Here is a 12,965-nt window from a genome sequence, read left to right as displayed (position 1 = left end):
TTTAAGTAAGCATTAAATGGGTTAATATTACGTCGGCAAGTAAAATCATGATACTGCTCATGACCACGGCATTCGTACTTGCCTTACCTACCTCTAGGGCGCCTCCCTTTACGTTATAGCCAAAATAGGCGGCGATGGATGAGATGATGAACGCATATACTACGGATTTGATAATAGAATACCAAATGTAAAACTCGTTGAAGTAGAATTGCAAACCGTACTCGAACGAGGAAGGAGTCATTCCCGTACTCGTTGAGTAACTGGCGAATATGCCGCCCATGATACCGGTGAACATACTGAAGATAACCAATACCGGAATAAAGATCATCAAACCGAGCATTTTCGGAAGGATCAGGAAATTGGCGGAATTAACACCCATGATTTCCATGGCGTCTATCTGCTCGGTGACTCGCATGGTTCCGATCTCGGAGGCGATATTACTGCCTACTTTACCCGCTAGGATTAGTGCCATGATAGAGGAAGAGAATTCCAGCAAGATAATCTCACGGGTGGTATAGCCGATCGTAAACTTAGGAATCAAGGGGGAACTGATATTCAAGGAGATCTGGATGGCGATAACCGTACCGATAAAGACCGAGATGATTATGACAATCCAAAGAGAATCCACGCCTAGCTTGTATATCTCTTTGATCAATTGCTTAAAGAACATACTCCACCGGTCTGGAAGTGTTATACTCTTCATCATCAGTAGGGTATACTCACCCATTCTGTGTAATGCTTTATTCATTTTTATCTTGATAAATTTCTGATTTCAATTTGCAAAGATAGCGTAAAATCCACTAATAACCATATAACATCTTAGAAACAAGATTGGTTTTATTTGTAAATCCTATGATATTAAAGTTTGCCACATCCCTCTTTTTTAACTATATTTGCTTTCTTAAATACTAAAAAATACTTTTATGAAGCGAATTCTTTTAGGAGTGATCGGCTTGCTGTGTTTATGTGTGGCTTGCCAGCGGAAGGATCTTTCTTTTAAGCCGGGGGAAGTTTGGCCGGATGATAAAGGGGTACATATAAACGCTCATGGTGGCGGTATTCTACGGGTCGGGGATACTTATTATTGGTTTGGTGAGCATAAAACGGAGGGCTCGGCTGGAAATCTGGCTCAAGTAGGCGTTCATTGCTATTCGTCGAAAGATTTATATAATTGGAAAGACGAGGGAATCGCCTTATCGGTCGTGCCGGATGATACGACGAGCCATATTGCTAAGGGATGCGTGTTGGAGCGTCCGAAAGTGATTTATAATAAAAAGAATGATCAATATGTAATGTGGTTTCATTTAGAGCCGAGAGGTGCTGGCTATTCGGGAGCATTGAGTGGAGTGGCTGTCAGTAAAAACGTGGCGGGGCCTTACTCGTTCGTAAACGCTTTCCGTCCGAATGCCGGTTTTTGGCCGGTTAATGTACAGGAACTACATAAGCAACCTTGTACGCTTTCCGCAGATCTACGTTTTAGCGGTGGAGAGTTACCAGCCCATCCGGATAGCTTGAATTTATTGGGGCGTGACCAGATCTCCGGACAAATGGCTAGGGATATGAACCTTTTCGTGGATGACGATGGCATCGCTTATCATATTTATTCCTCGGAAGAGAATAGTACCTTGCATATATCGCAGCTGACCGATGATTATACGAGTTATTCCGGTAAGTACGCCCGTTTCTTCCCGGGGCGTTTCATGGAAGCTCCAGCCTTGTTCAAACAGAAGGGGAAATATTATTTGATTATGTCCGGCTGTACGGGCTGGGCTCCGAATGCGGGACGATCGGCGGTCGCTTCCTCGATTTGGGGACCTTGGAAGGAATTGGAAAATCCGTTTAGGGGAGAGAACTCGGAGGTGTCGTTTTATTCTCAGAGCACGTACGTATTGCCTGTACCCGGCCATGCGGATCGCTTTATTTATATGGGAGATCGTTGGACTCCGGAGAACGCTATAGACGGACGTTATATCTGGCTTCCTATCCGATTCGAGGGGGAGCAACCCGTGATCGAGTGGCAATCTGAGTGGAGTTATTAAATTCTCTTATCGCTTTTTTGCGAATGTATGTGATGTAGATCTGCGGATTATCACGTACATTCGCGTTAAATTTTTAAGTAGCTTATGTCAGACGAACAACGAATGGTGCTCCGTACGGAGGATTTGGTAAAGAAATATAGGACTCGTACGGTCGTGAATCATGTATCGATTAACGTGAAACAAGGGGAGATCGTTGGTTTGCTTGGTCCGAACGGAGCGGGAAAGACGACCACCTTTTATATGACAGTAGGTTTGGTCACTCCTAACGAGGGTAAGATCTTCTTGAATGACATGGAGATTACGAAATTCCCGGTCTATAAGCGGGCTCGCAACGGCATTGGCTATCTGGCGCAAGAGGCTTCGATTTTCCGGAAAATGACGGTGGAAGATAATATCCGCTCGGTCTTGGAGATGACGGGACGTAGCGTTGAGTACCAAAAAGAGAAACTGGAAAGCTTGATTTCAGAGTTCGGTTTGAATAAGGTTCGTAAAAACTTGGGAGACCAGCTTTCGGGTGGAGAGCGGCGTCGTGCGGAGATTGCCCGCTGTCTGGCGATCGATCCGAAGTTCATTATGTTGGATGAGCCTTTTGCCGGTGTAGACCCGATCGCCGTACAAGATATCCAGACAATCGTAGCTCGCTTGAAACATAAGAATATCGGAATCTTGATTACCGACCACAATGTGTACGAGACATTGAGTATTTGTGACCGGGCCTATCTTTTGTTCGAGGGAAAAGTCCTTTTCCAAGGAACCGCCGAACAACTAGCCGAGAACGAGATCGTGCGCGAGAAATATTTGGGAAAAGACTTCGTGCTGCGTAAGAAAGACTTATAGCAGCCGTTTCAATCGCCTGTTTACCAGTATGAACAGCAGGAAAGATAAGGCGGCGATAAGACAAAAGTCCAAAAGATGCTCGGCGGGAATATTGCCTGTGATAAACTCGTTATCCTTGAGACGACTGTCCGACATCCCTATTACGGCGAAAGCATTATTGACAAAGTGGGCGAACACCGGTATCCAGATGCTTTTGCTCCAATAGAGTAGATAGCCGAAATAGGCTCCGAGTATCATCCGGGGCAAGAATCCGTAAAATTGTAAATGGAAGGCGCTAAATAGTATGGCGGCGACCCATATGATCGTATGAGGGTTGGAGGTCCATTTCCCGATCACTCGTTGCAAGGCCCCTCTGAACAGGAACTCCTCGGTTATCCCGGCCGTAACGGCGATAACGATAAGGTTGGCTAGGATTACCCAAACGCTATCGCTGGATAACAGGATCGTCGTCAGTTGTTCGGCGAAGGTTTCTTGCGCCCGCATCCATTCCTCGATAGGAGCCATAAACGCGGGTAACTCCATCTGCTTGTTGAGCAATCCTAGCAAATTGATAACCGGAGAAAATAAGAACATGCAAACTAAGGTGAGAATCCAGATCCTGCCGTCTGTGATTTTCTTGACTGATAGATAATGGCGGGGATTGTCACTACATGTCCAAGCCATGGCGATAGATGGTAGCAAAAAGGTACAGATCGCCGAGATGAACTGAATGAGCCTCATTAAATTAGCGTCTTGGGTTATATCAGTCTGTAAACCGTGGGTCGCGAGTAATAAGCCCGTGGATATAATAGATGATAAAACGGCTCCAGCCAATAAGAATAGCAGGAGGATCAAAAGTTGGATTACCGCCGGACGGGTAGCATATATTCCTTTTATTCTCATAATGATTCATTCAAAGGGTAAATAATTGCCGCCAAATATAAACAAAAGAATAAAAACAGATCAAAATTTGCACGATTAAAAGAATAAGTCTAATTTTGCGACCTAAAATTCGATACGACTATTAATTAAATAAATCATTCAGAATGAACGTTTCGCTTAAAAACAATGATGCCGTAAGCGGTATCGTGAAATTAGAAATAGTGAAAGCTGACTATGCTGATCAGGTAGACAAGAGCCTGCGTAGCCTTCGTCAGAAAGCCAATGTACCGGGTTTCCGTAAGGGCATGGTTCCTATGGGCATGGTTAAAAAAATGTACGGAAAGCACGTGCTGGTAGAGGAGATAAACAAATTAGTTTCTGAGAATCTGTTCAAGTATATCCGTGAGAACGATTTGCATATCTTAGGCGAGCCGATGCCTAACGAGACAGAGCAAAAGCCGTTGGATTTCGATAAGGAAGAGGATTTCGAATTCTGTTTTGACGTGGCTTTGGCTCCGGAGATCAATATCGAGTTGAGCAAGAACGATAAACTTCCGTTCTATCAAGTCGCTATCGATGAAGAAATGCTAAATAACCAAGTAAACGCTTATCGCTCAAACTTCGGTTCTTACGACAAGGTAGACGAGGTTGAGGAAAAAGATATGGTAAAAGGTACGGTAGCCGAGCTTGAGAATGGTGCCCCGAAAGAAGGTGGTATCGTTGTGGAGGACGCTGTCTTGATGCCTATGTATATCAAGGATGAGGAAGAAAAAGCTAAGTTTATCGGTGCTAAAGTAAATGCCGTAGTGGTATTCAACCCGAATAAGGCTTACGAGGGTGCTGAGGCAGAGATCGCTTCTTTCTTGAAGATCGATAAGGAGAAAGTGGCTGAGACTACAGGCGACTTCAGCTTCGAGATCAAGGAGATCACCCGTCATAAAGACGCTGAGATGAACCAAGAGTTGTTCGACAAGGTATTTGGCGAGAACGTGGTTACTAGCGAGGAAGAGTTCAAGAACAAGATCAAGGAAGCTTTGGCTGAGCAATTCGCTCCTCAGAGTGACTTCAAGTTCTTGACAGACACTCGTGATATGTTGGTTGAGAGAGCTGGCGAGTTGAATTTCGCTGACGATTTATTGAAACGCTGGTTGCTTGCCGCTAACGAGAAGAATACGAAAGAGAAGATCGACGAGGACTTCCCTCAGATCCTTCAGGATTTGAAATATCAGTTGATCAAGGAGAACTTGGTTAAGAAGAACGGCTTGAAGGTTGAGGACGCTGACATCGAGAACTTCGCTAAACGTGTGGCTAAGGCTCAGTTCGCTCAATACGGCATGTTGTCTGTACCTGAGGATGTACTTGACAACTACGCTAAAGACATGTTGAAAAATAAGCAAACACTTCAGAACATCATCGACCGTGCGGTTGAGGAGAAATTGGCTGCTTGGTTGAAAGAGCAAGTGGAACTTGATGTTAAGGAGGTAACCGCTGACGAGTTCAACAAACTTTTTGAATAAAAAGATCTTTACTCGGCCTCTTAGGAGGTTGTTTTATATCAAAAAAGGGATTTCTCTCTAAAAATATCTTAGCGGATAGCAAAATAAATTGTTTCTTTCAGAAATTTATTTATAACTTTGTTTTTCCGTTAAGTCACAGAGGGAAATCCCTTTTTACGTCTTCTCGGTAAATAAAAGATAGGAGAAAATATGGAAGATTTTAGAAAGTATGCTACAAAGCATTTAGGTATGAGTGGTACGGCTCTGGATAGTTATATGAACATCTCCAGTAGCTATATCTCCCCGACAATTATAGAGGAACGACAGCTGAATGTCGCTCAAATGGATGTATTCTCTCGGTTGATGATGGACCGTATTATTTTCTTGGGCACGCAAGTGGATGATTATACCGCTAACGTGATTCAAGCGCAGTTGTTGTATCTGGATTCCAGTGATCCCGGAAAGGACATCTCTATTTATATCAATTCGCCGGGTGGCTCTGTATATGCGGGCTACGGCATTTACGACACGATGCAGTTTATCTCCAGCGACGTATCTACGATTTGTACGGGTATGGCCGCCTCTATGGCGTCTGTCTTATTGGTGGCGGGAACCAAGGGAAAACGTTTCGGCTTGAAGCACTCCCGTGTAATGATCCATCAACCGCTTGGCGGCGTACAAGGACAGGCTTCAGACATCGAGATTACCGCTCGCGAGATCTTGAAGGTTAAGAAAGAACTGTACACCATAATCTCGGATCATTCAGGTAGACCCTATGAGGAGATCGAGCGCGATGGCGACCGTGATTTCTGGATGACCGCGGAGGAAGCGAAAAAGTATGGCATGATCGACGATGTTTTAACACGTAAATAACAAAAACAACAATAAGAAACTATGGCCAAAACAACAGGCGATACATGTACGTTTTGCGGCAGGAGTAGCCGTGATGTTAATTTGCTTATCAATGGGATCTCTGGTTGTATTTGCGATGATTGTGCCCGGCAGGCGTATGAGATCGTAAAGGAGCAGACAGGAGGTAAGAAAACTTCTTTTGGTTTGAAGCAGAAAGATCTGCCTAAACCGGAAGATATCAAGACTTTCTTGGATCAGTACGTGATCGGGCAGGATGACGCGAAGCGTTATCTGTCGGTATCGGTATACAACCATTACAAGCGTTTACTTCAAAAGGTTACCGCCGACGATGTGGAGATAGAGAAATCTAATATTATCATGGTGGGCGCTACCGGTACGGGCAAGACTTTGTTAGCCCGTACGATCGCTAAGTTATTGCATGTCCCGTTCGCTATCGTGGACGCTACGGTACTTACCGAGGCAGGTTACGTGGGGGAGGATATCGAGAGTATCTTGACCCGGCTATTGCAAGCGGCGGATTATGATGTGGAGGCGGCCCAACGGGGTATCGTCTTCATCGATGAGATCGATAAGATCGCACGTAAGAGCGATAATCCGTCTATCACTCGGGATGTCAGCGGTGAGGGTGTACAGCAAGGTTTGCTGAAACTTCTAGAAGGATCGATCGTGAATGTGCCTCCTCAGGGGGGACGTAAGCATCCGGAGCAAAAGATGATCGCGGTGGATACGAAGAATATCCTGTTCGTTTGCGGTGGTGCTTTCGATGGAATCGAAAAGAAGATCGCTCAACGCTTAAATACCCGTGTGGTCGGTTATTCGGCTAGTTTGGGTACGGCTACCGTAGACCGGAATAATTTACTGAAATACATCACCCCGACTGATTTGAAGTCGTTTGGCTTGATCCCGGAGATTATCGGTCGTTTACCTATCCTCACGTATCTGAATCCGCTGGATCGTGATACGCTTCGTAACATCTTGACCGAGCCGAAGAACTCCATTATCAAGCAATATGTCAAATTGTTCGAGATGGATGGCATTAAGCTGACGTTCGATGAGAAAGTCTATGAGTTTATCGTGGATAAGGCGCTTGAGTTTAAGCTGGGTGCCCGTGGGTTACGTTCAATCGTAGAAGCCGTGATGATGGACGCTATGTACAGTATGCCATCTCAAAAAGTAAAGGAACTCCATGTAACGTTGGAGTATGCGAAAGAGAAATTTGAAAAATCGGACGTGAACCGTTTACAGGTCGCGTAAACGTAGGCGGTTTACTATAAATAATACGAAGTATGGCAAAGAAGGATCATTTAACAGAAGAGCTAAATCGGCACTTTGGCTTCGGTACCTTTAAGGGGAACCAGAAGGCTATTATTGAGAACGTGCTGGCCGGGAAGGATACTTTTGTATTAATGCCGACGGGGGGAGGTAAATCTCTTTGTTATCAATTACCATCCATACTAATGGAAGGAACTGCGATCGTGATATCTCCGTTGATCGCTTTGATGAAGAATCAGGTGGACGCGATGCGGAATTTCAGTGAGGAAGATGGGGTCGCCCATTTTATCAATTCCTCTTTGAATAAGTCGGCTATCGACCAGGTGAAATCGGATATATTATCAGGACGTACCAAGTTGCTGTATGTAGCACCGGAGTCCTTGACCAAGGAAGAGAACGTGGATTTTCTGCGTCAGGTAAAGATCTCTTTCTATGCGGTGGACGAGGCGCATTGTATCTCGGAATGGGGACATGATTTCCGTCCGGAATATCGAAGAATCCGTCCGATCATCAATGAGATCGGTAAACGTCCGTTAATCGCTCTGACCGCTACCGCCACACCTAAGGTGCAGCACGATATCCAGAAGAATCTGGGTATGATAGACGCTACAGTCTTTAAATCATCCTTCAACCGCTCTAATTTGTATTATGAGGTTCGTCCGAAAGGAACGAATATAGACCGCGAGATCATTAAGTATATTAAAGCCAACGAGGGTAAATCGGGTATCGTATATTGTTTGAGCCGTAAAAAGGTGGAGGAATTTGCCGACATCTTGAAAGCCAACGGGATAAAGGCGTTGCCTTACCATGCGGGAATGGATTCGCAAGTACGTTCCGCCAATCAGGATGCCTTCCTGATGGAACAGGCGGATGTGATCGTGGCTACGATCGCTTTCGGTATGGGTATCGACAAGCCGGATGTCCGTTATGTGATTCATTACGATATCCCGAAGAGCCTAGAAGGTTATTACCAGGAAACCGGTCGTGCCGGTAGGGATGGCGGAGAAGGCCAATGTATCGCTTTCTATGCTTATAAGGACTTGCAAAAATTGGAGAAATTCATGCAAGGAAAGCCCGTGGCCGAACAGGAAATCGGCAAACAGTTGCTTTTAGAGACTGCGGCCTATGCCGAGACTTCCGTCTGCCGGAGAAAAGTGCTATTGCATTATTTCGGTGAGGAATACCTGGAAGATAATTGTGGTAATTGTGATAATTGTTTGAACCCAAAGAAGCAGGTGGAAGCGAAGGAATTGTTAAGTGCGGTACTGGAGGTTATCAGTACGTTGAAAGAAAAGTTTAAGGCAGATTATATCGTAAATATTTTGGTAGGTAACGAAACCTCCGAAATCCAAAATTACAAGCACAATGAATTAGAGGTCTTCGGTTCCGGACAGGACGAGGATGATAAAACTTGGAACGCCGTTATTCGCCAGGCTTTAATCGCTGGCTATTTAGCGAAGGATATTGAGAATTATGGTTTGCTGAAAATCACGGAAAAAGGTAAGGAGTTCATGAAGAAGCCGGTATCGTTCAAGATTACCGAGGACAATGAATTCGAGGAAGAGGAAGAGGAAGTTCCGGTTCGTGGGGGAGCCTCTTGTGCGGTAGACCCGGTTCTTTATTCCATGATGAAGGATTTGCGTAAGAAATTATCCAAGCGGTTGGAAGTTCCGCCTTTCGTGATTTTCCAAGATCCCTCTTTGGAGGCTATGGCTACTACTTATCCGATCACGTTGGACGAGTTGCAGAATATCCCGGGAGTGGGCGCTGGTAAGGCGAAACGTTATGGCAAGGAGTTCATTGAGTTGATCAAGAAACATGTAGAGGAGAACGAGATTGAGCGTCCGGAGGATTTGCGCGTACGTACGGTCGCTAATAAGTCCAAGTTGAAGGTCTCAATCATTCAGCGGATCGACCGCAAGGTGGCGCTGGACGAGATCGCGTTGACTAACGGACTTGAGTTCACCGAGCTTTTGGATGAGATCGAGGCGATCGTATATTCCGGTACACGTATCAATATCGATTATTTCTTGAATGATGTGATGGATGAGGATCATATCGAGGATATTTACGAGTATTTCAAGGACTCGGAGACCGACGGTCTGGAAGACGCCATCGAGGAATTAGGCGGTGACTATACGGAAGAGGAGATTCGCTTGGTCCGTATCAAGTTCTTGTCTGAAATGGCAAACTAATGGAAGGGTGGCCCGGTTCCACTCTAAAGAAAAAACAAATAAAGAAGCTTATTGTTCCTTCCGAAAGAGATTTATTTTTCCTTCGGAAGGAATTTTGTTTTCGTTCGGATGAAAGTTTATTTTCTTCTGAATCGAATTTTTAATTTCTCCCGTATCGATTTATTGCGTGAAAAGTCGTATATTTGCACGCAATAATTTTTAAAGCATAAGTTCTATGTCATTTATTGCAGACAGGGTCGTTATGGATGGGTTAACGTTTGACGATGTATTGTTAATCCCAGCTTATTCGGAAGTTCTTCCTCGTAATGTCGATCTCACGACAAAGTTTTCACGTAATATCACATTGAATATACCGATGGTATCGGCCGCTATGGATACGGTTACCGAGGCCAAGTTGGCTATCGCTATCGCCCGTGAGGGAGGTATTGGTGTGATTCATAAAAACATGACGATCGCCGAGCAGGCAAAGCAGGTCCAGACCGTTAAACGTGCGGAGAATGGAATGATCTATGATCCGGAGACTATCACGAAGGGCAAACGTGTGGCGGATGCCTTGGCAATGATGGCTGAATATAAGATTGGCGGTATTCCCGTGGTGGATGAAGGCGGGTATTTGGTTGGTATCGTGACGAACCGTGACTTGCGTTTCGAAAAGGATATGAACCGCTCTATCGATGAGGTGATGACGAAAGAGAATTTGGTCGTAACCGGACAATCTACGGATATGGAGGCCGCCGCTCAGATCCTTCAGGAACATAAGATCGAGAAGTTACCGGTGGTTGATAGCCATAATAAGTTGATCGGCTTGATTACCTATAAAGATATAACGAAAGCGAAAGATAAACCGAAGGCTTGCAAGGATTCGAAAGGTCGTTTGCGTGTAGCTGCCGGTGTAGGCGTTACGTTCAATACCTTCGAGCGTGTAGCCGCTTTGGTGGATGCCGGGGTGGATGCTTTGGTGATCGACACGGCACATGGTCACTCAAAAGGTGTGGTGGATGTCTTGAAACAGATTAAGGCGCAATATCCGCATATTGATTGTGTGGTCGGTAATATCGCTACGGGCGAGGCTGCTAAATATTTAGTGGAAGCCGGGGCGGACGCCGTGAAGGTAGGTATCGGTCCGGGTTCGATTTGTACAACTCGTGTGATCGCTGGTGTGGGTGTTCCCCAGTTGTCGGCTATTTACGATGTGGCGAAGGCGTTGGAAGGAACTGGTGTGCCTTTGATCGCTGACGGTGGCTTGCGTTACTCCGGTGATATCGTGAAGGCGATCGCCGCTGGTGGATCTTCCGTGATGATGGGATCTCTGTTGGCGGGTGTAGAGGAGTCGCCGGGCGATACGATTATCTTCAATGGCCGAAAGTTTAAGTCTTACCGTGGAATGGGGTCGTTGGAAGCTATGCAAAAGGGGTCCAAGGATCGGTATTTCCAAGATGTGGAGGACGACGTGAAGAAGCTGGTTCCGGAGGGAATCGCTGCCCGTGTTCCGTTTAAGGGTTCTTTGTATGAGGTCATTTACCAAATGGTAGGTGGTTTACGTGCGGGAATGGGTTATTGCGGGGCTCATAATATCGAGGAGTTGCATAAAGCTCGTTTTACTCGAATCACCAATGCAGGTGTGCAAGAGAGCCATCCGCATGACGTAGCGATCACGCAAGAGGCTCCGAATTATAGCCGCGGTGAATAGTAATACAAGTTTTACGTTTTATAAAAAACACTAATTTAATGGGATAGCATACTTTTCTTGTCGGCTCTCCGTTAGATTAGTGTTATTTTTGTAATGTATATTCGTGCTATGGTAAAAGAATTTTTGATGAAAAAGTTACTTATTTCATTAGGGGTATTCGCTTGTGTGACAGTTAACGCTCAAACCGCATCCGATTCGGTCGTTATGATGGTCGCTGGAAAACAAGTGCCTTTATCTGAATTTATTTTTATCGCAGAGAAGAATGGAGAGGTGGATTTATCGAATACAAAGTCCGTCAAAAACTATGTCGAGCTATTTAAAAATTTTAAGCTAAAAGTAGCGGAGGCGGAATCTTTAGGGATCGACCAGACATCCTCATTCAAAAGTGAGCTGGATGGATACCGGGCTCAGTTGATCGATAGCTATATGTCGGATAAGGAGGGTGAGAAAGCGGCTGCCCGTGCGGTATATGACCGGGGGGATCACTCGGTAGAGTTGACCCACATCTTATTCCGTTTGCCGGAGAAGACGGTCTCCAAAGATACGGTAGCTGTATATCAAGAAGCCATGCGAGTATACGAACGTCTCCAGAAAGGAGAAGATATGGAAACAGTCGGAAAAGCTTTGGCCGAGAAGGACAAGGAGCATGTCGCTTGCGAATATGTACGTTGCTTGCTCCCGATGCAATCCCTGAAAGTGTTCGAGGATGCCGCCTATTCTTTGCCGATTGGCGTGGTGTCTGAACCTGTTCGCACGAAATTAGGATTTCATTTAATAAAAGTCCATAGCCGCAAACCTAATCCGGGACGGGTACGTGTCGCTCATATCTTGATCGCATTCCCGAAAGATTCCGCTATTCAGGACTCATCGGCTTTTCTGGCAAAAGCGCAAGCTGTCTATAAGCAAGTACAAGAGGGTGCGGATTTCGGTGAGTTGGCGAAAGAGTATTCGGGGGATGCGGCTTCCGCTAAAAAAGGGGGGGTATTACCTTGGTTCGGGATCGGCGAGATGGTCCAGCCTTTTGAGCAAGCCGCTTTTGCGTTGAGCAAGCCGGGTGATTTATCCGGGGTGGTGGAAACTCGTTTTGGTTACCATATCATTAAGTTGATCGATAAGAAGGGACGCCCTTCGTTTGAGGAAGAGGAAAAAGCCTTGTCGAGACGTATGGGGCAGGGTGAACGTAACTTCGAGTTATATAAAGCTTTCGACGATCGTATGAAAAAAGAATACGGATACGTTTTCTATCCGGAAGCCTATGCGGAGCTGCAAGCGTTATGTAATGATTGTTTCCCCACGGACGAGGCGTTTTATGAGAAAGCGAAGGATATGAACAAGACGCTTATGCAATTGGATGGAAAGGATTTCCCGCAAGCGGAGTTCGCTTATTATATCCAACGTTGCCCGTTCTCGACAAAAACGTATGCGGGTGATTTTATGCAAGAGGTCTATGATTTGTTTATCCGCGATATCGTAACGACCGCCGAGCGTAAGAATCTGGAGACAAAACATCCGGAGATCCCTCATTTGATGCAGGAGTACCGGGATGGGATTCTGTTGTTTGAGGTCAGCAACCGGGAGATCTGGAGCAAACCCTCCGCCCAGCAGAAGGTGTTGGAAGCGAAGTGGATTGCGGATTTGAATAAAAAATATCCGGTGACTGTCAACTGGAAATTATTGAAGAAACTAAAGAAATAAAATAAAG

10 protein-coding genes are annotated in these 12,965 nt (G+C 45.4%); 8 read left to right on the top strand and 2 right to left on the bottom strand.

Annotation, left to right across the window (positions count from 1 at the left end):
* Position 1: 1 nt before the first annotated feature.
* Positions 2 to 748 carry an ABC transporter permease gene (locus ACESPU_RS10970; protein ID WP_008773770.1) on the bottom strand — a complete coding sequence of 249 codons (747 nt, stop codon included), beginning with the start codon at positions 746 to 748 and terminating at the stop codon, positions 2 to 4.
* A gap of 175 nt (positions 749 to 923) precedes the next feature.
* On the opposite strand from ACESPU_RS10970, the gene ACESPU_RS10965 reads away from it, so the two are divergent.
* Together ACESPU_RS10965 and lptB are read left to right on the top strand one after the other, a co-directional pair.
* Positions 924 to 2,039: a glycoside hydrolase family 43 protein gene (locus ACESPU_RS10965; RefSeq protein ID WP_036618449.1), complete on the top strand. Its 1,116-nt coding sequence runs from the start codon at positions 924 to 926 to the stop codon at positions 2,037 to 2,039.
* An 84-nt stretch (positions 2,040 to 2,123) separates the two neighbouring features.
* On the top strand, positions 2,124 to 2,876 hold the full coding sequence (gene lptB / locus ACESPU_RS10960; protein ID WP_005853924.1) for an LPS export ABC transporter ATP-binding protein: 753 nt from the start codon (positions 2,124 to 2,126) through the stop codon (positions 2,874 to 2,876).
* On the opposite strand, the gene ACESPU_RS10955 is transcribed toward lptB, so the two are convergent.
* Positions 2,871 to 3,758 carry a lysostaphin resistance A-like protein gene (locus ACESPU_RS10955; protein WP_373133361.1) on the bottom strand — a complete coding sequence of 296 codons (888 nt, stop codon included), beginning with the start codon at positions 3,756 to 3,758 and terminating at the stop codon, positions 2,871 to 2,873. The two genes, lptB and ACESPU_RS10955, sit on opposite strands and share 6 nt — an antisense overlap.
* Positions 3,759 to 3,901: 143 nt before the next feature.
* On the opposite strand from ACESPU_RS10955, the gene tig reads away from it, so the two are divergent.
* The 6 genes from tig to ACESPU_RS10925 all read left to right on the top strand — a co-directional run bounded on the left by tig (position 3,902) and on the right by ACESPU_RS10925 (position 12,958).
* Entirely contained in the window at positions 3,902 to 5,254 is a 1,353-nt protein-coding gene (gene tig / locus ACESPU_RS10950; protein WP_005853929.1) for a trigger factor, read from the top strand.
* A gap of 189 nt (positions 5,255 to 5,443) precedes the next feature.
* Entirely contained in the window at positions 5,444 to 6,106 is a 663-nt protein-coding gene (clpP, locus tag ACESPU_RS10945; protein ID WP_005853931.1) for an ATP-dependent Clp endopeptidase proteolytic subunit ClpP, read from the top strand.
* Positions 6,107 to 6,127: 21 nt separating this feature from the next.
* A complete protein-coding gene (gene clpX, locus ACESPU_RS10940) occupies positions 6,128 to 7,360 on the top strand; it encodes an ATP-dependent Clp protease ATP-binding subunit ClpX (protein WP_005867105.1) in 1,233 nt (410 codons plus the stop codon).
* Positions 7,361 to 7,392: 32 nt separating this feature from the next.
* Positions 7,393 to 9,573, top strand: a complete 2,181-nt coding sequence (gene recQ / locus ACESPU_RS10935) for a DNA helicase RecQ (protein ID WP_005853936.1) — start codon at positions 7,393 to 7,395, stop codon at positions 9,571 to 9,573.
* A gap of 214 nt (positions 9,574 to 9,787) precedes the next feature.
* Entirely contained in the window at positions 9,788 to 11,263 is a 1,476-nt protein-coding gene (gene guaB / locus ACESPU_RS10930; protein WP_373133360.1) for an IMP dehydrogenase, read from the top strand.
* Positions 11,264 to 11,371: 108 nt separating this feature from the next.
* Entirely contained in the window at positions 11,372 to 12,958 is a 1,587-nt protein-coding gene (locus ACESPU_RS10925; protein ID WP_057326857.1) for a peptidylprolyl isomerase, read from the top strand.
* The last annotated feature ends 7 nt before the right edge of the window (positions 12,959 to 12,965 follow it).

Source organism: Parabacteroides sp. 20_3 (genome assembly GCF_964238835.1).
GTDB lineage: Bacteria > Bacteroidota > Bacteroidia > Bacteroidales > Tannerellaceae > Parabacteroides > Parabacteroides distasonis.
This window is presented reverse-complemented; position numbering and strand designations above follow the sequence as displayed.